The following is a 20,661-nucleotide window of genomic DNA, read 5'->3' on the forward strand; positions in this document are numbered from 1 at the left end:
CGTGGTCACCGACCCCGCCTTCACCAGCGACCCCTTCACCATCCACACCCGCTGGATCGAAACCGAGTTCACCAACACCATCACCCCCTACACCCCCACCGGCACCGAAGAAACCGAAGAAACCGCCCCACGGGAAACGGTGGTCGTCGAGGTCGGCGGCAAGCGACTGGAGGTCTCCCTCCCCGCGTTCCTGGGCGCGGCCGCCGCGGCTGCCCCCGGGGACGCCGGCGGTGGTAGTGGTGCGAAGAAGCCCAAGCGCAAGGCGGTCAAGAAGTCCGGCTCGGCCGCCTCGGGTGACGCGCTGGCCTCGCCCATGCAGGGCACCATCGTCAAGGTCGCCGTGGCGGAAGGGGACCAGGTCGCCGAGGGCGACCTGGTCGTGGTCCTGGAAGCGATGAAGATGGAACAGCCGCTGAACGCCCACCGCGCCGGCACCATCAAGGGCCTTGCCGCCGACGTCGGCGCCTCCATCACCGCCGGCGCCGTCATCTGCGAAATCAAAGACTGACAGCCGGCCACCTGCCCTCGAACCCCTGACCGTTTGGCAGCCCACCGGGCCCCCGTCTCTCCGGTTGTGCCGGATACGGGGGCCCGGCAATTCGTATGGCATCTTCGTGCCACGGGTCTGGGGCGCGAAGCCCACGTGACAGACCATGGAGCCGGTGATTCCGCACCAGCCGCATCACCGGTGAACTTGGTCTCCCCCGCGTAACGGGGGCGGGGGAGGCCAATTTCCCGTGCCCGAATCGGCGCGGATCGAGCCTGAGGCATGCCCGCTCGGGCATCGCCTCTTCACCCCTTCATCGTCCGCCCCAGGAACCCCAGGACCGTCTCCGCGTAGACCCGCGGATGCGTCTTGACGCCCTGCAAATGCTCGGTGTCCGGCAGCGTGTGCACCTCCGCCAACGGATACCGCTCCGCCAGCGCCCGCACCCCGGCCGCCGGGATCATCGTGTCGCTCTCGCCGGTCAGAAAGAGCATCGGCGTGCTTTCGTACGCCCCCTCGGACGCGGGCGGCCACTGCACCCGCAGCATCGCCACCGCCGCCGTCGAGGCGACCTTATCCACAGCCTTCCGGGACGGCCCCGTCCGCAGCGGGCCGGGGATCGGCAGCCCGCCGGCCGCGAGGAAGTTACGGAACAGCGGCCGCAGCTCCAGCGCCGGGCCGCTGTCGAAGACGACCGCGTCGACCGGGCATTCCCCGTCCCTCCTGAGCATGTAGAAGGAAGGGAAGGCGGAGATGGAGAAGCCGTAGACCGCGATGCGCGCCGAGGCGTGCTCCGCCATGCCGCGCAGATGCTTGACCACCGCGATCACATCGTCGGTGTGCCGCTCGCTCATGTCCCAGAAGGCCCGGTCCGCGCTGCTCTTGCCGTGGTTGCGGTGGTCGAACATGGCGACCGTATAGCCCGCCTCGTTGAGCAGCCGGGCGTGCGCGAGGCTCGCGGACTTGCTCAGGCCCAGGCCGTGCCCGAGCACCACCACCCGGTCCGGGTCGCCCGGGCACAGCCACACATGCAGCCGCCGCCCTCCGCCGCCCAGCGGCACGCTGACGTCGGTGCTGGTCAGCCCCAGGTCCGCGGGCTTCTTGTGATACGGCCTGCGGGGCGGGTGATAGATGAAGTACGAGAGGAAGGCGCCGTACAGCGGAGCCACCGGGAGGGCCAGCGCCGAGGCCGCCTTCGCCGAGAATCCCGTCGCCATGTCGCTAACCCCCATTACGGAAAGTGCACGGACTGTGCTTGATCGTAGTGGTGCGGACGGGTGGTCGTACCCGTCGGCAGGGGAACGTGTCCTAAGTCACCGGGTGTCGCCCGTGCGGCAACGCCGCCCCGGGGCAAGGATGTTGAGTCAGTCGCAGCGCTGCGGGGGAGAGCGAATCGTGTCGTACACCAGCCCAGGCGTCCAGCATCCCGCCGTCGACACGGCAGACGGGACGGGGAGCGGAGCGGGGGACCGGGCCTGGGGACCGGAGAGTGCCCTGCCCCGCCCCGAGGACCGGCCCTCCGGCGCCGAGGTGGCCGTATGGCTGCTGCGGATCCCGCCGTCCGCCGCTGCCGCCGCCGCGCGCGCCGGGATGCTGGACGCCCGGGAGAGCGAGCGGGCCGCCAGGTTCCGCGACGGCATCCTGCGGGAGCGCTATGTCGCCTCCCATGTGGGCCTGCGCGTCCTCCTCGGCGCGTATCTCGGCATCGACCCCGCCGAGGTCGAGCTGATCCGCGAGCTGTGCGGCATGCCGGACTGCGACAAGCCGCACGGCCGCCCCGCCGTGGCGGGCGAGCCCGGGCTGCGGTTCTCCCTGTCGCACGCCGAGGACGCCGCGATGTACGCCTTCGCCGACGCGCCCGTCGGCGCCGACATCGAGGCCAGGAACGCGCGGCGCGGCGGCACGGTGCTGGCCGGCCTGATCCGGCAGCTCCACGCCGATGAGCGGGCGGCGATCGAGGTGCTGCCCGAGGCGCTGCATGAAGAGGCGTTCCTCAGCTGCTGGGTGCGGAAGGAGGCCTACCTCAAGGGCATCGGCACCGGCCTGCCCGGCGGCCTCCGGACCCACCACGTGGGCCTCGCCGACCACCTCGCCCCGCCCGGCTCCGCCACCCCGCCCGGCTGGTCCCTCGCCGACGTACCCGCCCCGCCCGGCTACGCGGCCGCGGTCGCGCTGCGCACCGACGACACGCCGGCCGTGCGCCCGGTGGTGAGCGCATTGCGTTTGTAGTGAGTTTGAGACGGCGACACGCCGTAACGTCGGCGTGTCGCCGTCTTAAACTCACTACAAAGTCAACGGCATTGGAGTCGGGTATGCCTGAGCTGGAACTGTCGGCGGGCACCGTCGCCTACGAGGACACGGGAGGCGACGGCCCGGTCGCCGTGCTGCTGCACGGGGTCGCCATGGACGGCTCGCTGTGGCGCCATGTCGTCGCCCGCCTGGCCCCGGACATCCGCTGCGTGGTCCCGACCCTGCCGCTGGGCGCCCACCGCCGCCCGATGCGCCCCGACGCCGACCTGTCGGTCCTCGGCGTGGCCCGGCTGGTCGCCGAGTTCCTCGAACGGCTGGACCTCACCGACGTCACCCTCGCCATGAACGACTGGGGCGGCGCGCAGGCCCTCGTCGCCGACGGCCGCGACCAGCGGATCGGGCGGCTGGTCATCACCTCCTGCGAGGCGTTCGACAACTTCCCGCCCGGCCTTCCCGGCCACAACCTCTACGCCGCCGCCAAGCTCCCGGGCGGGCTGGCCGCCGCCTTCACCCTCCTCAAGCTGCGCCCCGCCCGCCGCCTCCCCATGACCTGGGGCCGGATGACCAGGCGTCCGGTGCCGCCGGAGGTCATGGACGCCTGGTTCCGGCCGCTGTGGACCTCCGCCGAGATCCGCCGCGACCTGCGCAAGTACGTCCTCGGGGTGCCGCCCAAGGCGGAACTGCTGCGCTGGGCCGAGCGGCTGCGCGACTTCGACCGCCCGGCGCTGGTCGCCTGGGCGGCCGAGGACAAGGTCATGCCGCCCGAGCACGGCCGGCGGCTGGCGGCGCTGCTGCCGCGCGGCCGCCATGTGGAGATCGCCGACAGCTACACCCTCATCCCCGAGGACCAGCCGGAGCAACTGGCGGAGCTGATCAGGGAGTTCGTCCTGGACGGCGCGCCGGCGTAGGGGGCGGCGGGCGTCAGGCCGTGGTCACACGTCGCGCCGCCGTACGACGAGCACGGTGACGACGACCGCGACGAGCGGCCAGAACGCGAAGGCCAGCCACGAGTCGGCCGGCGAGGGCAGGGCCGGGACGTCGCGGGGGTGCAGCTGGGACAGGCATTGGCGCCAGTCGCGTACGAGGCGGGGCTGGTGTCACCGTCCCGGTGACCTGACCTGACCTGAAACGGCCCTGCCTCACCCGACCTCACTTCATATACGCCAGAACGGCCAGGACCCGCCGGTTGTCGTCGTCCGAGACCGGCAGGTCCAGCTTGGCGAAGATATTGGACGTGTGTTTGATGACGGCCCGTTCGGTTATCACCAGCCGCTCGGCGATCGCGGCGTTGGAGCGGCCCTCGGCCATGATGCCGAGGACTTCGCGCTCCCGGGCGGTCAGCCGGGCCAGGGGGTCGGCGGCGGAGGAGGCGCTGGAGAAGAGCCGGGCGATGACCTCGGGGTCCATGGCGGTGCCCCCGGCGGCCACCCGGCGGACCGCGTCGACGAACTCGTCCGGGTCGAACACGCGGTCCTTGAGCAGATAGCCGATGCCGCCGGTGCCGTCGGCCAGCAGCTCCTTGGCGTACAGCTGTTCCACGTACTGGGACAGGACCAGCACCGGGAGGCCGGGGATCCGGCGGCGGGCCTCCAAAGCGGCCTGCAGGCCCTCGTCGGTGAACGTCGGGGGGAGTCGTACATCGACGACTGCCACGTCCGGACGTTGCTCGACGAGGGCCTGCAGGAGGTCGGGGCCGGTGTCCACAGCGGCGACGATCTCGAAGTCGTATGCCTCCAGAAGCCTGACTAACCCGTCCCTCAAGAGGAAGAGGTCTTCGGCGAGGACAGCACGCACGGCAGCTCCATGGTCAGTGTCGTCGGACCGCCCTGGGGGCTGGTCACGGCAAGGACACCGTCGAAAGTAGCAAGCCGGCGCTCCATTCCGCGCAGTCCCGTGCCCCGGGAGGGGTCCGCGCCGCCGATCCCGTCGTCGGTGACCTGGGCGCGCAGCCGGCCCGTCTCGTACCAGAGGTCGACCGTGACCCGCTGGGCCTCGCCGTGCTTGGCCGCGTTGGTGAGGGCCTCGGAGATCGCGAAGTACAGGGCGGACTCGACCGGGGCCTCGGGACGGCCGGGCAGCTCGGCGTTGACGTCGACCTCCAAGGGGCTGTCCATGCCCAGGGCGCGGACCGCGTCGGCCAGGCCGCGGTCGGCGAGTACCGGCGGGTGGATGCCGCGGACCAGGTCGCGCAGCTCGTTGAGGGCGGCGGCGGAGGCCTGGCGGGTGTCGGCGAGGATGGCGCGGGCCGCCTCGGGGTCCTTGGCGAGCAGCCGCTCGGCCACGCCCAGGTTCATGCCCATCGCGACCAGCCGGGCCTGGGCGCCGTCGTGCAGGTCGCGCTCGATGCGGCGCAGCTCGGCGGCCGAGGTGTTGACGGCGTCGCTGCGGGTCTCGGTGAGGTGGCGCACCTGGCGGGACATCTCGGTGGGGGCCAGCAGCGACTTGGCGAAGTGGGCGTGCACCCGGATCAGGTGCGGGCCCGCGGCCAGACCGGCCAGCACGATGGGGACGCCGAGGGCGGCGGCCATCAGGGCGGAGCCGTCACTGGTCACCTTGATCATCGCGTACCAGTTGTTGCCGCCCGCGTCAGCGATGTCCTCCCAGATCAGGGGCATGATCAGCCCGAAGACGCCATAGCCGACCAGCGCCAGCGGCAGAATGGCGATCACCAGGCCGACCACCGGGTTGACCAGGGTCCAGGCCAGGTCCCGCCAGGTCGCCGGGTCGGTGAGGATCCACTGGTTGCGCTGCATTAAGCCCTTGAAGCCCGGCTCGGGAGCCGGCTGCGGCCGGTACGGGTCCTCGATCTCGACCCCCGACCACTGCCCGGCCAGCCGCCGGGTGATCGCCGTGGTCCCCCGCAGGGCCACCGCCAGGGCGGGCACCAGGAACACCCCGAGGCCGACACCCAGCAGGGAGATCGCGGTCACCATCAGGCAGAAGAGCACCACCTCCCACGGGGCGAGGGCGGCCAGCGCCAGGCCGCGGCCCATGGCGCGCACTCCACGGACGGGCCAGGGGCCGCTGCCGCCGGCCTGACGTCCGTCGATCCTCTCGTCGGTCATGATGCTCATTTCGTAACCCCCTCCTCGGGGCGGCCCTTCCGCCGCTGTGTGCCATTCAGTCTGCCCGTGGTGCGCCCGCTGGGGCACTGGACCCGAGTGGCGTTTCGGGGGGTGTAGTCAGGTCCCCCATAAGACGCCACACAGGGCCCTCGGCCTACCGGCGCGAACTGAGTTGACTTGTGCTTGCGACGCGATCCCTCTGTGAGCGAAGGAGCCGGTAAATGAGTGCTCGACGCAGCGTTACCGCGGCGGTGTCCCTGCTGCTCGCCGTCCTCATGACCGTGCTGGCGACGGCCGCCTCGGCCTCGGCCGCGCCCGGCTCCCCGCGCCCGCGGAGCCTTGAGGCCCTGGTCGACAGCCTCGTCAAGAAGCAGCTGGACGACTACCGGATCCCGGGGGCCGCGGTGGTCGTGGTCTCCGGCGGACGGCAGGTGCTGGCCAAGGGGTACGGGGTGGCCGACATCGACCGCGGCACCCGGGTGGACGCCCGCCGTACGGGTTTCTTCATGGGCTCGGACGCCAAGGTGTTCACCGCCATGGCGGTGCTCCAGCAGGTCGAGCGGAAGAAGCTGGACCTACGGGCCGACGTCAACCGCTATCTCACCCGCCATAAGGCCGGCTTCACCATCAAGGACAGCTATCCGGGGCGGCCGGTCACCGTCCGCGACCTGCTGATGCACACCGCCGGGTTCGACAACAGCATCATCGGCCGCGCCACCGCCCACCCCGAGGACGCCGAGCGGCTCGGCGACAGCCTGGCCGAACACCAGCCGAAGCGGGTCCGCCCGCCGGGGAAGGTGTCCAGCTACGACAACTACGGCGTGGCGCTGGCCGGGTACCTGGTCGAACTGGTCTCGGGCGAGCCCTTCGACGCGTACGTGGGCCGCCACATCCTGCGGCCGCTCGGCATGACCCGTACCTCCTTCGCCCAGCCGCACCCCGCCGCCATCGCCACCGAACGGGCCGGCGGCTACCGCCCCGACGGCAAGCGGCAGGTGCCCGCCGAGGGCCAGTACGGCGCCTGGACCCCGACCGGCGCCGCGGCCGTCACCACCGCCACCGACATGGGGCGGCTGATGCTCGCCCAGCTCGCGGGCGGCAGCCTCGACGGTCACCGGGTGCTCGGCGAGCGGCTGACCCGGGCCATGCAGCACCGCCAGTTCGGCAACGATCCGCGGCTGCCCGGAATCGGCTACATCCTGGAGGAGCGTGGTCGGGACGGCCACCGCATGCTCGTCAAGGACGGCGACATCCCCGGCTTCCACGACAACCTCGCGCTGCTGCCCGACCGGGACACCGGCGTGTACGTCGCGTACAACGGCGACGGCAAGGACGGCAGCGCCTCCTGGGCCGGCCAGGAACTCGCGGGCCGCGTCGCCGACCACACCTTCGGCACCCCGCGCCGTGCCGCCACCGCCCGCATGGGCGAGACCGGCACGTTCGCCGGCTTCTACCGTTCCACCCGCACCAGCCACTCCGACCTCACCCGCGCCGCCGCGCTGACCAGCTCGGTCCGGGTCACCGCCGGAGCGGACTCCACCCTCACCACCACCGGCCCCCTCAGCCGCGACCCGGGGGTCACCAAGCAGCACTGGGTACGCATCGGCGACGGCCTCTTCCAGGAGAAGGACGGCCAGGAGCGGCTCGCCTTCAAGGACGGCAAGCTCTTCCTCGCCTCCGACCCGACCGTCGCCTACGAGCGGCTGCCCTGGTACGAGTCCCCGGTCCTGCACCAGCAGCTCCTGCTCGGCTCCCTGGGCGTCCTGCTGCTGTCCGTCACCGCCTGGACCATCGGCGCCCTCATCGGCCGCCGCCGGGGCACCGCCACGGCCGCCCCGGCCGGCGCCCAGCTGGCCCGCCTGCTCGCCTGGACCACCGGCGTGCTGCTCACCGTGGCCACCGGCTGCTTCGCCCTCCTGGTCGCCGACCCCAACTCCCTCAACCAGACGGTCTTCCTCGGCGACTCGCCCATGCTTAAGCTGGTCCCGGTCCTGGTGAAGGCGGCGCTGGCCACCACGGCGGCCGTGCTGGTGTGCGCCGTGATCGCCTGGTGGCGCCGCTGGTGGGGCTGGGCGGCCCGGATCCACTACAGCGCGGTGGCCCTGGCCGCGGTGCTCTTCCTGGCGGTCGCGGGCAACTACCACCTGGCGGGGTGACACCGGCGCCGACCGGCCGTTTCAAGGTTTTCGCAAGCTTTTCGCACGCCCCGTCCGGCACGGTTTCCCGCAGTGCGTTCGGTTAGGGAACGCGCCGGCACTGAATTCAGCTCATGCACCGCTGACAAAGGGGGAGACATCCATGAGCATCACAGCAAAGATCGCCACGACTTTCGCGGGAAGCGTCCTGGTCCTGAGTGCGGCGGTCGTTCCCGCCGCCGCCTCCCCGTCGACGGCAGCCGCCGCGTCGGCCGGGACGGCGGCCGGTCCGGTGCAGGGCGCCTGGCTCACCGTGCCGCCCGGCACGACCGCCGAAGCGGCCACCGACGTGCCAATTTGCTGCTGAAGGCGCGTCGGGGATCCGATGGGCAGCGTCCTTTCGGACGCTTGGCGCAGACGGCGGTACCGGCACGCCTGCCGGTACCGCCTACCGGCACTGACCGCGTCAGGGCTGGACGGGCTTGCCGCGTCCCCAGCCCCAGGCGAGCCGGTCGGCGCCGGACTGGTTGGTGGTGGCCAGCGAGGGCCGGGCGGGGTCGCCGGTCAGGGTCTGCAGCGTGTAGGTGTCGTCGGTGCGCAGGCCGGGCCAGTAGACCGACCCCATCTTGAGCTCGCGGAAGGTGTCCGTGACGGCCTGGATGTAGTTGATGTAGTTGTCGGAGGGGGTCGCCTTGTTGTAGTTGAGGCCGGTGGTCATCGGAGCCCCGAACTCATCGGCGACGGTCCGGTTGGCGCAGTCACCGATGCGCCCCTTGAGGTCGGCCACCCACTCGTCGTAGGTGGCGTAGCTCTTCCAGAACCCGTAGTGGTGCAGCGACAGGTAGGTGCCGGCCAGGCGCGGGTCGGCGCAGACGGAGGTGACGTGGTCGTTGTAGCCGGCGCCGCTGACGAACACCCGGTTGCGCGGGACCGAGGGGTAGGTGGACAGCCACTTCGCGGCGATGTCGGCCCACTCGGCGTCGGTGTAGCCGTGGGGCTCGTTCATCGGCTCGAAGTAGACCCGCTTGTTGTCCTTGTACGCGTCGACCACGGTGTTCCACATGGGCCAGAAGGTGGCGGGGTCGTCGATGAAGCCGTCCTTGCGGGGGCCCGTACCCTCCCAGTAGGACACGATGACCTTGAAGCCCTTGGCCGAGGCCGCGTCGATGACCCCGCGGTAGGACTTCCAGTAGGAGCCGTTGACGGTGTACGGGTTGATCGGCAGCCGGACGGTGTTGGCGCCGAGGTTCGCGCGGAACCCGGAGATGATCCGGCTCGCCTTGGCGTAGGTCTGGGCGTAGCTGTCGGAGGTGGACAGGCCGGACAGCACGACCGGGTCGTCGGCGAAGTTGTCGCGGGGGTCCGCCCAGTTCACGCCCTTGAACTGGGTGGTGTCTTTGCTCGGCGCGGCCGTGGCCGCGGCCGTGGAGGCGGAGGCGGGGCCGGCGGCGAAGGTCGTGCCGCCGGCCGCGGCGACCAGGATCGCTGCGAAGGCGGCGCCCAGCCGGGGGGTGAGGCGGGCTCTGACGGGTCTGGCGGGGGATGTGCGCATCGCGTGCTCTTTCAAGAGATGGCGACTCAGCGCTGGCGGAGCCTGCGGGGGGCTGAGTGGCCGTTGGAGGATGTGCCGGACCGGACGGGGGATGTCGGCTCGCCGTCGGCGGGCCCGGTGGTGGCCGGTGGGGTACCGGCGCCCTCGACGCGTGGCGTGAGGGAGTACGGGGTGCGGTCCGCGCGTCCGTCCCGCCCGGATGTCGGGACGCGGGGGCGGCAGACGGTGACGTGGTCAGGGAAGGCGTAAGGCGAAGATCTTGTCGGCGCCGGTCTCCGTCTCCGCCGCCGTCTCCGCGTCCGTCTCCGCTTCCGGGACGGCCGACGGCGGCCAGGAGCCGTGAACCTTCGCCTGCGGTGCTCGGCCCACCGTTCCGCTCCTCCCTGCCCCACCAACAAAGCGTTGGCCGGAACTCACGGCCCGGGACGACCCGTGGCGATGTTTACGCAAACATGGCGGCGCCCGAATCGTGACACCCGGTACAGCGGGCGTCAAGGTTTACTGCGGGTGGCCGCTGTGGTCACGGGTTGCTTCGCCGTTCCGGTACTACCGGCCGAGGAGCTTGACGACCTGCCGCGCCGTGTGCTCCGGGTCGGCGTCCGGCGGCAGCGGGAGCGCGCCGCCGAGCTGCAGCATGGTGAACCCATGGACCAGCGACCAGCCTGCCCACGCGGCGGTCTGCAGGTCCCCGTCCGCCGCGCGGTCGGCCAGGACAGCTGCGCCGCCGTGCAGCGACTCGGCCGCGCGGGCCCGGGCTGCGACCAGGTCGGCGGCGTCCGCGTGGCACAGGTTGGGCTGGAACATCACCTCGAAGTGCCCCCGGTGGGCCAGTCCGAAGCGCACATAGGCGACGCCGACTTCGGCGAAGTCGCCGGTCTGTTCCCAGGTGGTGTTGAGCGCGTCGGCGAACAGCTCGAACCCTTCGACGGCCACCGCGGTCAGCAGTCCGGCCTTGTCGCCGAAGTGGTGGGCGGGCGCGGCATGGGAGACCCCGGCCCGCCGGGCGAGGTCGCGCAGGCTCACGGCGGCGGCGCCGGATTCCTCGATGGCCTCGACGGCCGCGGTCAGGAGTGCGCGGCGCAGGTCGCCGTGGTGGTAGCCCTGGCGGTTGACGGCGGCGTGGGACGCGGGGTCGTGGGCAGTCATGGGTCCGACCCTACCCGGATCTAGCTATTGACAAGATTGGCGCCATCGGCGAATCTTGCCGACGTCAAGATCCGGCGGCGGAAGGAAGAACACGCACATGGTCCCCTTGATCGCGCTCGTCGCCGGTTGGATCCTGGCCCGCCTCGCCGGACTGCTCGGCGTCTCCGCCCTGGACGGCTGGCAGCCCGCCCTGTGTGCCGCGCTGGCCTTGATGTTCACGCTCACCGGCGTCGCCCACTTCACGGGCCGCCGCGCCGAAATGATCGCCATGGTCCCGCCCGCACTGCCCCGGGCGGACCTGCTGGTGACGGGCACCGGCGTGCTCGAACTGGCCGGAGCGGCCGGGTTGGTGCTCCCCGCGACCCGCTCCTGGGCCGCGGTCGCCCTCGTCGTCCTGCTGCTGGCGATGTTCCCCGCCAACGTCCACGCCGCCCGGTCCGGGCTCACGCTGGGCGGGAAGCCGGTCACGCCGTTGATCCCGCGGACGTTCCTTCAGGCGGTGTTCCTGGCGGCCTGCGCGGCCGCGGCGGTCTGAGCGCTCAACTGGGGCCCGGGTAGAGCACCGGAAGGTCGCTTCTGGTGGCTGCGAAGTCCTGGCCGGCGTCCGGCAGCCGCAGCTCCCCGTCCCTGCCGGGCCTAGGCTATGCCCATGTCAGAAGCCATTGACGCCCTCATACGGGATCTCTCCGACCAGGACCGCGCCGTTCGGAGGGCCGCGGAGGACGGCCTGGTCGCGCTCGGAGCCCAGAGCATCGACCCGCTCCTGCCGTATGTCCGCGACGGACGACGGGGGAGCCCGCGATTCAGCGCCGAGTCCGTCCTGAAGCGGTTGGGCGACCAGGCGCTGCCGCGCCTTCGGGAGATCCGGCGCCATGGCCCCGGGCGGCTGCGCGGCAAGGCCCTGGAGACGCTGGTCGACCTGGGCGGCACGGAGGCGCTCGACGACGCCGACCGGCGTGCCGTGGAACGCCTCGTACGGATCAAGCTCCTGGACGAACTCCCGGTGCGCCTCCCCTTGGACGCCGGTCGCTGGCTGGCCTTTCCGGCGGACCGGCTCGACGACGCCGTATCCGCCCTCGGTCTGCACGACCTCCGGCCGGTCACCACCGTGCTGGGTGTGGACGCCACCACCCGAGCCGACGACGCCATGGATTTCCAGGATTCCCAGGGTGAGAAGCAGAGGGCCTACCGGGTCTTCATCACCCCGGAGTTCGAGAACTGGGGCTGGTGGCGCGACCTGGGGATCAAGAACTGGCGCATGGTGTGGGGCAATTCATTCGTCGACGAATGTGACGGATTCGGCCTGGCCGATACGCTCAGCGAGCGATGCGGGGAGGCCCACTTCTACGTCATCGACCCCTACCACTCCGGCTCGGTCTGGTATGTCGCGCGCGACGGCCGAAGGGTGCGGAGCTATGGCACCTATGACTACCCGGAGTTCCGGGGCAAGCCACTGCCCTTCGAGCTCAGCTACATGGAAGACGCGGAAAAAGGGATCGAAGACGAGGAATACGCCAAGGGTGTGCCCCACGCCGACGTGGCAGCCGACAACCTCTCGGTTCAACCCGGCCCCATGGACGCGGAGCACACCCACGGCCACGGCTGGCTCGCCACCACCCACCCCGACCTGCCCAACTCCCGCTTCAAGGGCGCCCTGCCCATCTGACCGACCGCACCACACAGGGGCCGACTAAGCTCACGCACCATGTCGTCGCCGCACACACCCTCGCCCGCGCCGGACGCCACCGTCATACGCATCGGCCGCCGCAGCGCCATGACCGGGCTCCCCTGCTCCGTCCTCCTCATGGTGATCGGCGCCGTCGGCATCTTCGGCGTCGTCCTGGTCGCCACCGGAAAACAGAAGGGGGAGTCCACCGTCACCGGGTTCCTGGGGCTCGGGTTCGCGGTGGCCCTCGGTGTTCTCGGGGTCATCCTGTTCGTTCCCTTCTGGGCGAACCGCCGCAACAGGATTCTCATCGACCACACGGGTCTGTGGCTCGAAAAGGGAAACCTGCGGAACGTCATCCCCTGGCACACCCTCGCCGGAGCCGCCCTCTGCTGGAGCGAGTTCGGGCGCAATGGGAAGACGTACTCCCTGGAGCTGTATCCCACCGGCCCCATCGACCGGGACGACCCGATCCTGTGGGGCCTGGTCCGCGACGAGGAGCCGTTCCACCCCGGTCTTCCGCGCCTGCGCCACCGCATCCCCCTCGCCGCCCCCAACCAGCGGCCGGTGGTCGAGGCGGTTCAGACATACGTCCCGCAGATCTGGCTCGGTGAGTCCCAGCGCCCGGCGGGCCACATCGGCCGCCCCGACGTCAGGGGGCACCGGCAGCGCACCCGGGGCCGTACGCCCTGACGGGCAGTCACCGCCGCCTTTGATCGAAGCGGTCTGGGCGCCGAGAGGGGGCCGTCCAGACCATGCGACGCCCGGCCTCAGCCGGGAAAGGCGCGGGCCAACCCGGCCAGATTCCGCGGGCAGGTCCATATCTCCCGCGTCATCCGGCCCTCGTACCAGGACTGCGCCTCCTCCTCGTCCGGCCAGTTCTCCTCATCGGCCAGGGCCGCCTCATGGGCGGCGTCCCGCTCCGGATGGGCCAGCATCTCCAGGACATGCCGGAAGTTGTCCAGCTCCGCATCGAACGGCGCGTCGTCACACGGATGCTCCTCATGCGCACAGGAGATCTGGCCCAGAGCCCGCTCGACCGCGCCCATCGCCTCCATCACCCGGGCCTCGGCCGCCGCGTCCGGGCGGGCGTAGATCACATAAGGGCCTATGAGTACCAGCCCGAGCGTCCACAGCGCCGTATCCGGCCCGCCGGCCGCCACACTCGCCTCGAGATTCCTCGCGCACGCCAGCACCGTGCCCGGCGCATCGCCGAGGTAGTAGCCGTGGCGCATCTCGTCCCAGTCATCGATCAGGTCGTCCCACTCGGCAGGGGTGGTCGGCGCCGGGGTGGGGGGCAGCTCGTCGTCGTACCGGTCCTCGACCGTCTCCGCATTGCTCATCACCCGATGATGGCAGGGAGGTCTGACCTCGGCCCGGCCTCCCCCCGGCCTCCGAATCCGCGACCAGGGGGGCGGGCGCCACGGGCCGACAGGGCTGTCAGGTGGCCGGCCGCCGGGGGGCCGCCTCCGTCCGGTACTGCCCGGGGGTGGTTCCGAACTCCCTTTTGAAGGCGTGGGAGAAGGCGTACGGGGTGCCGTAGCCGACACGGCGGGCGATGGCGGCCAGTGGGTCCGTGGTGTCGCGGAGCAGGGCGGCGGCAAGGGTGAGGCGCCACCAGGTGAGGTAGGCCATCGGAGGGTGGCCGACCAGGGTGGCGAAGCGGCGGGCCAGGGTGGGGCGGGAGACGCCCGCCTCGGCGGCCAGGCGGTCGTTGGTCCACGCCGCGGCCGGATCCGAGTGCATCGCCCGCAGGGCGGTGGTCGTCACCGGGTCGCTCAGCACCGTCGGCCAGATCCCGGCCGTGTCCTCGGCCATCCAGGAACGGATCACGTAGACGAAGAAGAGGTCGAGCAGGCTGGGGACCGAGATGCACGAACCGGGTCGCCGCGCCTCCAACTCGCCACCCAGCAGATCGATGACGGCGCGGAGTTCGGGGTGGCTGCCCACGCGGTGGGGCAGGTGAAGGACCAATGGCAGCTCCGCCATGAGCGGGTGGACGTGGCTGCGATCCAGCCGGTACTTGCCGCAGAGCATCTCCACCTGGTCGCCGGCCTCCCCGCTCCCGTGCGGTCGCGTGCCGTCGAGCCAGTGCTCGATCGGCACCGCATCCTCCATGGCCGCCGCATCCGCCGGAGAGTCGGCGATCACGTGCCCGGTGCCGTGCGGCAGCAAAACCGCGTCCCCCGTTCCCAGTGAGACCGGAGCGCCGCCGTCGGGCAGCAGCCAGCAGCTGCCCTCCAGTACGACGTGAAAGCCCGCACCGTCATACGGGGCGAGTCGCGCGCACCAGTTCCCGCTCATCCGCACTCGGTTGGAGGACGGCCGGCCGATGCGCACGGCCGCGATGGCGTCGCTCACCACATCCACGGGGCCATGGTATCTGTGCTCGCTTCGAGAGTGAGACGGATGCGTATTCAAGAGAGCCCCTCACGCATTGAGCAGCTCATCACGGCTTCCCTAAGGTCGAGGACATGATCAGCGAAAACCTGCAGAGCAGCATGCTGGGGGACGTGGAAGTCTTCCGGATCATCGAGTGGAGCGGGCCCTTTGCCCCGGCCCTCGGTCTGGTTCCGGAGTCCGGGGCCGAGGTATGGAAGGACAACGAGAACTGGCTGGCACCGGACCACTGGGAGCCGGGCAGCGGTAAAGCCGTGGTCGCGCTGCAGACCTGGGTGCTACGCAGCGCGGGGCGGACCGTCCTGGTCGACACCGGGGTGGGCAACGGGCGCGAGCGGCCCGGCTCGCCGCGGTTCCACCACTGGCAGGGCGACTTCCTCGGCACTCTGGCGCAAGCCGGGATACGGCCGACGGACGTCGACGTCGTCGTCAACACCCACCTCCACGGCGACCACGTCGGCTGGAACACCACCGGTGCCGAGGGGGCGTGGACGCCGACCTTCCCCAACGCCCAGTACCTGATTCCGGCCCGCGACGACTTCCACTTCGGCCCGGACAACGCCTACGCGGGTGGCCATCGACCGGACGACCGGCTGATCTACGAGGACAGCATCGCGCCGGTCCACCGGTCCGGACAGGCCGTGCTGTGGGACGGCACCCACCGCATCGACGAACACCTCACCCTGGAGTCCGCCCCCGGCCACACACCCGGATCGGCCGTAGTGCGGCTCGCATCGGGAAGTGATCGTGCCGTTTTCGTCGGTGATCTGCTCCACAGCCCGGTGCAGATCCTGCGCCCGTCCTGCAACAGCTGCTTCTGCCACGACCCGAGACAAGCGGAAGCCAGCCGACGTCGGATCCTCGACCGGGCAGCGGCCGAACGGGAACTGGTCGTCCCGGCACACTTCGGTGGAGCCGGCGCGGTGGAAGTCCGCAGGGAAGGCGAGGGGTTCGCGCTCAAGCGGTGGGCGGCCTACGCCGCACCGTAGGCAGTGCCCGCCCGCGACGAGATCACGTGGTCCACGGCACCCTCGCCGTAAGGGTTGAGGTGCATCGGGCCATGACAGCAATCTGATCGGCATGAGACACGACGCCGGACACCACACCCACGTACGACAGGCGACGGAGGACGACATCGCGGAGCTCGTACGCCTGCGGCAGTTGCTGTTCGAGACCCTCGCCGGCGACTTCTTCACCCCGTCGGCGGCAGACGACGATTGGCGGGACGCTCTTGTCGCGGTACTGAAGGAACAACTGACCGCGGACGCCGTGCGGATCCTCGTCGTGGACGCCGACAAAGGCCTCGCCGCCTGCGGCATCGGCGCCCTCGAGCAGCGGCTGCCCGGCCCGCACCTGCGGAACGGCAGGATCGGCCAGGTGATCGGCGTGGTCACCGATCCGGCGCACCGGCGGCGCGGCCACAGTCGCGCGATCATGCGGGGCCTGCTCGGCTGGTTCCGGGAACGTGAGGTCGCCCGAGTGGATCTGCACGCCTCCGTCGAGGGTGAGCCGCTCTACCGCGAGCTCGGCTTCGTCAATCACCCTGACCCCGCCCTGTACTGGCGCCCGTGACCGGCACCGGATGGTCCGGCGAGTCCAACCAGGCGCCCTCGCCCTCGCCGTCCACGGTCAGCCCGAAGCGGTCGAAGCCGGGTCGGCCCTGCCGCTCCCACCACCGGTGAGCCGCTTCCGCCTCGTCCCAGAGCCGACGTGGGCCCGACTGCCACACCCGTGCCGTCGCCCCGTCGCGGAACTGCACGCACGCCCAGGAACGGTCGGTGAGCCCATAGAACCACACCGGGCGCGCCCCGTCGTCCTTGTCCGCGACGAGGTGCCGGCAGTGGCGGACGAGGAGGCTCAGCACGAAGCGTTGCGGGCTGAACCGGCCGGTCACGAACTGTGGCTGCCCGGTACGTACGCGGCGTGTACCACGGGCGGAAGGCGCTGCGCCCGGAGCTTCATGAACTCCACCGGTCCGGTGAACGCCCCTGACGCGCTGCGCCCGTCGTCGGCGACGATCAGTCGGGCGACGGCGTCCCCATTGCCGTAGTGCGTGCCCCAAGGGGCGACGATGACCCCGCGCGGCCTGCTCTGCCGCACCCAGGCGAACGGAATCGACCGGAGCCCGCAGGTCGCGATGATCCGGTCGTACGGTGCCGCCTCAGGGAAGCCCCGGAAGCCATCCCCGTGCACCACGCGCACGGGTGCGCCGAAGCGCTCCAGAGCGGCCCGCGCTGTTGTCGCCACGGACGCGTCCACTTCCACCGTGACGACGTTCTCCGCGCCCAGCCGGTGAAGCCAGCAGCGCGGCGTTCCATCCGGTGCCTGTGCCGATTTCCAACGCCTTGTGGCCGGCGCGTACGTCCAGGTCCCGGAGCATGGAGAACACCACGCTCGGCATGGAGGCGGAGCTGGTGGCCACCTGGCCCGGCTTTGCCGCCGTCGGTGGCCGTGGTGATCTGCGATCTCATTGCTCTTTCCTTCATTCGCTTTACGGAATCCATTTGGGCCACCGGCCCGATGAGCACACCATGCACGCGACCTTGGCCGTGCCCTCGCACGTCACGCATCCCGCGAGCCCGCCGCAGTCGGGGCAGCTGACCTCGCCCCAGCCCGCGCAATAGCCGCAGTACCACCTGTGGCCGTCGGTATCCGCCCATGCCGGCCAGGGCTAACGCGGAGCGGAGTTCACCAGCGGCCCACTCGGCGTCCGCCGCGGGCTTTTCGAGGCCTGTCACCGTTCCATCCCTGCTCGTGCGGGCGTGAAGTGAGGGATGTACGGGGGTGCCGGGTCGATGTTCCGCATCAGGGGGATGGTCCACCCCGCAGGGATTATGGGCAGTCCGAGGCGGACCTGCTCCGCGTACGACACGGGGTGCGGCATCGGGTCGGGCGTGGTGACGGGTGTTGGTGGAGTGGTGGAAATCGAATGGCGTTCGGGGGTGGCGGTACAGGGGCCGAACAAGGCTCTTTTCACACGTCCGAGTGATCCTGATACGAATTGCATTGTCGGTCTGCTCCAGTCAGGTCGGCCATGCCCCCGGGCCGGTGCCACGGTCGCGGGGTCCTGTACGTCTAATCAACGGCAGTTCGGACGGCATGACTTGCACACTTTTTGCACACTGCCAAGCGTGAGGCGACCGGGAGTGGGACCATGGGAACATGAACGGCGCGAATGTTCTCGGGCCCGGCGCCAACATCGCGGCGCTCCGCAAAGATCGCGGGCTGAGCCAGATGACACTGGCCCGACGGTCAGGTGTGTCGGTCTCTCTCCTCAGTAAAATCGAAGTGGGCGACCGGGCCTTAACACAGAGTGTTGCCGCATCCCTCGCCAGGGCGATGGGCCTGACTCTCGATGAAGTACTTGGTCGGACACCGGAAGCAAATCTGTCCGATCTGAGTCACGCTATTCGTCATTTCGATCTCCCCGGAGAACCACCCCTGAACCCGGAGGGGTTGGTACTTGAGGTTGAGAGTCTGAATCGGCATCGGTGGAACAGCGAGCTGGCCGAGGTCTCGGCGAAGCTTCCGCCCTTGCTGGCCAAGGTGACCAATCATGCGCACGCGACGGGGCGTCCAAGCGACTGGACTCTCGTCGCTGACGTCTACAGCGTGGTCTATTGGCTTGCCGCCCGGCACAGGTGGATGCACTTGGCCGAGCTGGCCACCATGAAACAGCGTCTGGCAGCGGGGCGGGCCGATCCGATCGCGGCCATCGTGGCAGCGAGGGACGATGCGGGTACGTTCTTGAACTCAGGCGACTACGCCGGAGGGCTGGCTATTGTCGACCGTGCCATCGTTCAGGCGGAATCATCACTGCGAGAGCGCGAGCGGGCCTTTGGGCTGGGCATTCTGCACCTTCGTGCGCTGACCCTGGCCGGGCGCCTGAGGGACAAGCAGACGACGAACCGGCATATTGAGGCCGCATGGCGTGCGGCGGAAGAATTTCCGGAGGACGTCGCGGAGCACGGAATCCACTTCGGCCAGGAGAATACGGCCACGCATGTCATCTCCACAGCTTCCGACATGGAGCGACATCGCGAAGCTCTGGACACCGCAGCGGACTTGATTCGCGCGGGCCTGACACTTCCGGCAACCCGTGTGGGGCCTCTGTACATGAATATAGGTCGTTCTCAGCTGGCCCTGGGAGACCGTGACGCAACCTTGGAGTCCCTTGAGAAGGCGTGGGACGTGGCACCCGAAATGGCTGCCGTTCATCCGACCAGTCTGGAGCTTACGCGCGTACTGACGTCATTGCACAAGCGCAGCAATCCACGCCTGACCAGGCTTGTGAAGAGGGCCGGAATCGCGATGTGAGTCACGCGCGAGCCGGGCTCAGCGCCCCTCGGCGCCGAGCGGGTGTCCTGCGGGCGGGCCGACGGGGCCGTCCACGAGGTTGGCGCGCTGAGTCCGCCACCACGGGACCAACTGAGCGACCCCGAACGCCACCTCCACCACGAGGAAGAGCCACAGGATCCGCGTGGCACCGTCGGCCAGCGCGTACGCCAGCCACATGGAGAACAGCGTGCGTGCGACACCGTCGAACAGGCCGTGCGACGGTAGCGGCTTGACGATGCGCAGGAGTGCCCAGACGACCACGACCGAGCCCATCAGATTCGCGAAGAGGGTCTGGATCGGGTCGAGGGCGGGGAAGACGCCCAGCCCGAGGGCGTCACCCAGCGAGGACAGCGCGTCGTGCAGCAGCGCATACGTCCACGGCGTCGCGAATCCGGCGGTGACGACGAGGTCGTACCAGGCACTCGCGCGTACGACGCGGAGATAGGCGTGGCGGGAAGGGGTGAAGAGACGGTTCATGGCGAGGCTCCTGCTGGTATTTCGGCGGCGACGTGCGGCGACGTGCAGCAACGGCCTCACGCTAAACAGTGGAGTACGGTCCAAGGTCAAGTCGACAGTGCGGCGGAGAGTCATGCGTATCGGAGAGCTGGCCGCGCAAGCGGGCATGAGCAAGGACACCATTCGCTTCTACGAGAAGATCGGCCTGGTCTCCGGGCGGCGCCTGAGCAATGGCTATCGCGACTTCCCGCCGGAGACCGTGACCTGGCTGCATTACGTCCGCACCGCGCAGATGCTCGGCTTCTCGCTGGCCGAAATCGGGCGACACTTCGAGGAGCTGCGCGAGGCGCCGGATTCCGCCGAGGCGTTGTCCGCGTTGTTCGAGGAGAAGATCCGGGTGATCGACGCGCGGATGGCCGAGCTCGCGGCCCTGCGGGCCGACCTCGACGCGCGGGTCGGTACGGGATGCCCGTTGCGTGTGTCGTAAGTCCGGGGCCGCCCCTTCGCGGGGCCGTCGGGGCAAGGGAACCGTCCGAAGCGCCAGATCTGCGCGAAGCGTATGAGTAGCTGCTTTGACCAGGTCAGTGGACAGATCGACAACTGACGGGTAGACAAGCGCCCGAAACCCCTGCAGCACTGGCCTGGAATCGCGGGACGAGAGGCGGCAATGACCTTCGATCGAGCCATCCAGGCCGTGTCGAGCCAAGGAGGGATCGCCGCGGAAGCGCCGGCGAATCCGACTGAGTCCCTCAGCCCCCTCGTCATCTTCGGCGCCACGGTTCTCGCCATCCTGGTCATCCAGTTCGTCGTCTACCTGGTGATCCGGCATCGTCGGCGACAGCGCCGATCCGCGGTGCGGCCCCCCACCATCCCAGCGCAGGTCAGCACGGTCGCGACCGCGACCCTCCGGGAACCCGAGGCCGTCACGCTGTCGTCGGGCCGGTTCACCCCGCTGGAAGAGCTCGGCCGCGGAGGCATGGGTGTGGTCGTGCGGGCGAAGGACAACGTGTTGGGGGCTCTCGCCCGACGCGAGACGGACCATGCGGGCGCGCATGCTCCGCGAGGCGCGGGCCGCCGCGCAGCTCGACCACGGGAACGCCGTGACCGTCTACGACGTACTCGTGGATCAGGATTCGGTGCTCATCGTGATGGAGCTCCGACGCTCA

At 70.2% G+C, this 20,661-nt stretch carries 22 protein-coding genes and 1 pseudogene; 13 read left to right on the top strand and 10 right to left on the bottom strand.

The genetic code is table 11. From position 1 onward, the window contains the following. Window positions 1–508 (top strand): acetyl-CoA carboxylase biotin carboxyl carrier protein subunit (locus PV419_RS49020; protein ID WP_319700363.1); only part of this gene is annotated, 508 nt, incomplete at its 5' end. A gap of 284 nt (window positions 509–792) precedes the next feature. On the opposite strand, the gene PV419_RS49025 is transcribed toward PV419_RS49020, so the two are convergent. Then, window positions 793–1,704 (bottom strand): alpha/beta hydrolase, encoded by a 912-nt coding sequence (locus PV419_RS49025; RefSeq protein ID WP_319700365.1) that lies wholly within the window; start codon window positions 1,702–1,704, stop codon window positions 793–795. Between the two features lie 178 nt (window positions 1,705–1,882). Between PV419_RS49025 and PV419_RS49030 the strand changes: the two genes are divergently transcribed. Both PV419_RS49030 and PV419_RS49035 read left to right on the top strand, forming a co-directional pair. After that, a complete protein-coding gene (locus PV419_RS49030; protein WP_319700366.1) occupies window positions 1,883–2,716 on the top strand; it encodes a 4'-phosphopantetheinyl transferase family protein in 834 nt (277 codons plus the stop codon). A gap of 83 nt (window positions 2,717–2,799) precedes the next feature. Then, complete coding sequence (locus PV419_RS49035; RefSeq protein ID WP_319700368.1) at window positions 2,800–3,645, top strand: alpha/beta hydrolase; 846 nt, start codon at window positions 2,800–2,802, stop codon at window positions 3,643–3,645. Window positions 3,646–3,886: 241 nt separating this feature from the next. Here PV419_RS49035 and PV419_RS49040 read toward each other — a convergent pair whose 3' ends face one another. Together PV419_RS49040 and PV419_RS49045 are read right to left on the bottom strand one after the other, a co-directional pair. After that, the gene (locus PV419_RS49040; RefSeq protein ID WP_319700370.1) at window positions 3,887–4,531 is read right to left on the bottom strand and encodes a response regulator transcription factor; all 645 of its coding nucleotides are present in this window, start codon (window positions 4,529–4,531) and stop codon (window positions 3,887–3,889) included. After that, window positions 4,495–5,811, bottom strand: a complete 1,317-nt coding sequence (locus PV419_RS49045) for a sensor histidine kinase (RefSeq protein ID WP_319700371.1) — start codon at window positions 5,809–5,811, stop codon at window positions 4,495–4,497. The genes PV419_RS49040 and PV419_RS49045 overlap by 37 nt, the downstream gene beginning before the upstream one ends. Window positions 5,812–6,023: 212 nt before the next feature. On the opposite strand from PV419_RS49045, the gene PV419_RS49050 reads away from it, so the two are divergent. Further along, window positions 6,024–7,958: a serine hydrolase domain-containing protein gene (locus tag PV419_RS49050; RefSeq protein WP_319700372.1), complete on the top strand. Its 1,935-nt coding sequence runs from the start codon at window positions 6,024–6,026 to the stop codon at window positions 7,956–7,958. A gap of 142 nt (window positions 7,959–8,100) precedes the next feature. Beyond that, window positions 8,101–8,304: a hypothetical protein gene (locus PV419_RS49055; protein WP_319700373.1), complete on the top strand. Its 204-nt coding sequence runs from the start codon at window positions 8,101–8,103 to the stop codon at window positions 8,302–8,304. Between the two features lie 99 nt (window positions 8,305–8,403). Here the strand turns inward: PV419_RS49055 and PV419_RS49060 are convergent, their stop codons facing one another. From PV419_RS49060 to PV419_RS49070, 3 genes are all read right to left on the bottom strand, one after another. Further along, window positions 8,404–9,489 (bottom strand): glycoside hydrolase family 5 protein, encoded by a 1,086-nt coding sequence (locus tag PV419_RS49060; RefSeq protein WP_319700375.1) that lies wholly within the window; start codon window positions 9,487–9,489, stop codon window positions 8,404–8,406. Window positions 9,490–9,723: 234 nt separating this feature from the next. Then, a complete protein-coding gene (locus PV419_RS49065; protein ID WP_319700377.1) occupies window positions 9,724–9,858 on the bottom strand; it encodes a hypothetical protein in 135 nt (44 codons plus the stop codon). 177 nt (window positions 9,859–10,035) lie between these two features. After that, the gene (locus PV419_RS49070) at window positions 10,036–10,635 is read right to left on the bottom strand and encodes a TetR/AcrR family transcriptional regulator (protein WP_319700379.1); all 600 of its coding nucleotides are present in this window, start codon (window positions 10,633–10,635) and stop codon (window positions 10,036–10,038) included. 97 nt (window positions 10,636–10,732) lie between these two features. Here PV419_RS49070 and PV419_RS49075 point away from each other — a divergent pair, with 97 nt between their 5' ends. The 3 genes from PV419_RS49075 to PV419_RS49085 all read left to right on the top strand — a co-directional run bounded on the left by PV419_RS49075 (window position 10,733) and on the right by PV419_RS49085 (window position 12,994). Beyond that, complete coding sequence (locus PV419_RS49075) at window positions 10,733–11,170, top strand: DoxX family protein (RefSeq protein WP_319700381.1); 438 nt, start codon at window positions 10,733–10,735, stop codon at window positions 11,168–11,170. A 114-nt stretch (window positions 11,171–11,284) separates the two neighbouring features. Beyond that, window positions 11,285–12,301, top strand: a complete 1,017-nt coding sequence (locus tag PV419_RS49080; protein ID WP_319700383.1) for a HEAT repeat domain-containing protein — start codon at window positions 11,285–11,287, stop codon at window positions 12,299–12,301. A 39-nt stretch (window positions 12,302–12,340) separates the two neighbouring features. Further along, window positions 12,341–12,994 (top strand): hypothetical protein, encoded by a 654-nt coding sequence (locus PV419_RS49085; protein WP_319700385.1) that lies wholly within the window; start codon window positions 12,341–12,343, stop codon window positions 12,992–12,994. A 77-nt stretch (window positions 12,995–13,071) separates the two neighbouring features. Here PV419_RS49085 and PV419_RS49090 read toward each other — a convergent pair whose 3' ends face one another. Together PV419_RS49090 and PV419_RS49095 are read right to left on the bottom strand one after the other, a co-directional pair. Further along, a complete protein-coding gene (locus PV419_RS49090; protein ID WP_319700387.1) occupies window positions 13,072–13,644 on the bottom strand; it encodes a hypothetical protein in 573 nt (190 codons plus the stop codon). A gap of 97 nt (window positions 13,645–13,741) precedes the next feature. Continuing rightward, window positions 13,742–14,671, bottom strand: coding sequence for an AraC family transcriptional regulator (locus tag PV419_RS49095; RefSeq protein ID WP_319700388.1), 930 nt, complete (start codon window positions 14,669–14,671; stop codon window positions 13,742–13,744). Between the two features lie 104 nt (window positions 14,672–14,775). On the opposite strand from PV419_RS49095, the gene PV419_RS49100 reads away from it, so the two are divergent. Together PV419_RS49100 and PV419_RS49105 are read left to right on the top strand one after the other, a co-directional pair. Then, complete coding sequence (locus PV419_RS49100; RefSeq protein ID WP_319700390.1) at window positions 14,776–15,690, top strand: MBL fold metallo-hydrolase; 915 nt, start codon at window positions 14,776–14,778, stop codon at window positions 15,688–15,690. A gap of 91 nt (window positions 15,691–15,781) precedes the next feature. Then, the gene (locus tag PV419_RS49105) at window positions 15,782–16,273 is read left to right on the top strand and encodes a GNAT family N-acetyltransferase (RefSeq protein WP_319700391.1); all 492 of its coding nucleotides are present in this window, start codon (window positions 15,782–15,784) and stop codon (window positions 16,271–16,273) included. Here the strand turns inward: PV419_RS49105 and PV419_RS49110 are convergent. Then, window positions 16,236–17,135 (bottom strand): annotated as a pseudogene (locus PV419_RS49110) (methyltransferase domain-containing protein); the annotation flags it as partial. The gene PV419_RS49105 and the pseudogene PV419_RS49110 overlap by 38 nt on opposite strands. Between PV419_RS49110 and PV419_RS49115 the strand changes: the two are divergent. Both PV419_RS49115 and PV419_RS49120 read left to right on the top strand, forming a co-directional pair. Next, the gene (locus PV419_RS49115; protein WP_319700393.1) at window positions 17,080–17,325 is read left to right on the top strand and encodes a hypothetical protein; all 246 of its coding nucleotides are present in this window, start codon (window positions 17,080–17,082) and stop codon (window positions 17,323–17,325) included. The pseudogene PV419_RS49110 and the gene PV419_RS49115 sit on opposite strands and share 56 nt — an antisense overlap. 538 nt (window positions 17,326–17,863) lie before the next feature. After that, the gene (locus PV419_RS49120) at window positions 17,864–19,018 is read left to right on the top strand and encodes a helix-turn-helix transcriptional regulator (protein ID WP_319700395.1); all 1,155 of its coding nucleotides are present in this window, start codon (window positions 17,864–17,866) and stop codon (window positions 19,016–19,018) included. Window positions 19,019–19,036: 18 nt separating this feature from the next. On the opposite strand, the gene PV419_RS49125 is transcribed toward PV419_RS49120, so the two are convergent. Next, on the bottom strand, window positions 19,037–19,516 hold the full coding sequence (locus tag PV419_RS49125) for a hypothetical protein (protein ID WP_319700397.1): 480 nt from the start codon (window positions 19,514–19,516) through the stop codon (window positions 19,037–19,039). A 112-nt stretch (window positions 19,517–19,628) separates the two neighbouring features. Here PV419_RS49125 and PV419_RS49130 point away from each other — a divergent pair, with 112 nt between their 5' ends. Continuing rightward, entirely contained in the window at window positions 19,629–19,982 is a 354-nt protein-coding gene (locus tag PV419_RS49130) for a MerR family transcriptional regulator (RefSeq protein WP_319700399.1), read from the top strand. The last annotated feature ends 679 nt before the right edge of the window (window positions 19,983–20,661 follow it).

It is taken from the genome of Streptomyces sp. ME19-01-6 (assembly GCF_033793745.1).
GTDB lineage: Bacteria > Actinomycetota > Actinomycetes > Streptomycetales > Streptomycetaceae > Streptomyces.

Bases quoted from the DNA above. Each gene is read 5' to 3' on its own strand.
- PV419_RS49025 (WP_319700365.1), bottom strand. From the start codon at position 1,704: ATGGCGACGGGATTCTCGGCGAAGGCGGCCTCGGCGCTGGCCCTCCCG.
- PV419_RS49035 (WP_319700368.1), top strand. From the start codon at position 2,800: ATGCCTGAGCTGGAACTGTCGGCGGGCACCGTCGCCTACGAGGACACG.
- PV419_RS49045 (WP_319700371.1), bottom strand. From the start codon at position 5,811: ATGAGCATCATGACCGACGAGAGGATCGACGGACGTCAGGCCGGCGGC.
- PV419_RS49050 (WP_319700372.1), top strand. From the start codon at position 6,024: ATGAGTGCTCGACGCAGCGTTACCGCGGCGGTGTCCCTGCTGCTCGCC.
- PV419_RS49055 (WP_319700373.1), top strand. From the start codon at position 8,101: ATGAGCATCACAGCAAAGATCGCCACGACTTTCGCGGGAAGCGTCCTG.
- PV419_RS49060 (WP_319700375.1), bottom strand. From the start codon at position 9,489: ATGCGCACATCCCCCGCCAGACCCGTCAGAGCCCGCCTCACCCCCCGG.
- PV419_RS49070 (WP_319700379.1), bottom strand. From the start codon at position 10,635: ATGACTGCCCACGACCCCGCGTCCCACGCCGCCGTCAACCGCCAGGGC.
- PV419_RS49075 (WP_319700381.1), top strand. From the start codon at position 10,733: ATGGTCCCCTTGATCGCGCTCGTCGCCGGTTGGATCCTGGCCCGCCTC.
- PV419_RS49080 (WP_319700383.1), top strand. From the start codon at position 11,285: ATGTCAGAAGCCATTGACGCCCTCATACGGGATCTCTCCGACCAGGAC.
- PV419_RS49085 (WP_319700385.1), top strand. From the start codon at position 12,341: ATGTCGTCGCCGCACACACCCTCGCCCGCGCCGGACGCCACCGTCATA.
- PV419_RS49090 (WP_319700387.1), bottom strand. From the start codon at position 13,644: ATGAGCAATGCGGAGACGGTCGAGGACCGGTACGACGACGAGCTGCCC.
- PV419_RS49100 (WP_319700390.1), top strand. From the start codon at position 14,776: ATGATCAGCGAAAACCTGCAGAGCAGCATGCTGGGGGACGTGGAAGTC.
- PV419_RS49105 (WP_319700391.1), top strand. From the start codon at position 15,782: ATGAGACACGACGCCGGACACCACACCCACGTACGACAGGCGACGGAG.
- PV419_RS49115 (WP_319700393.1), top strand. From the start codon at position 17,080: ATGGAGAACACCACGCTCGGCATGGAGGCGGAGCTGGTGGCCACCTGG.
- PV419_RS49120 (WP_319700395.1), top strand. From the start codon at position 17,864: ATGAACGGCGCGAATGTTCTCGGGCCCGGCGCCAACATCGCGGCGCTC.
- PV419_RS49125 (WP_319700397.1), bottom strand. From the start codon at position 19,516: ATGAACCGTCTCTTCACCCCTTCCCGCCACGCCTATCTCCGCGTCGTA.
- PV419_RS49130 (WP_319700399.1), top strand. From the start codon at position 19,629: ATGCGTATCGGAGAGCTGGCCGCGCAAGCGGGCATGAGCAAGGACACC.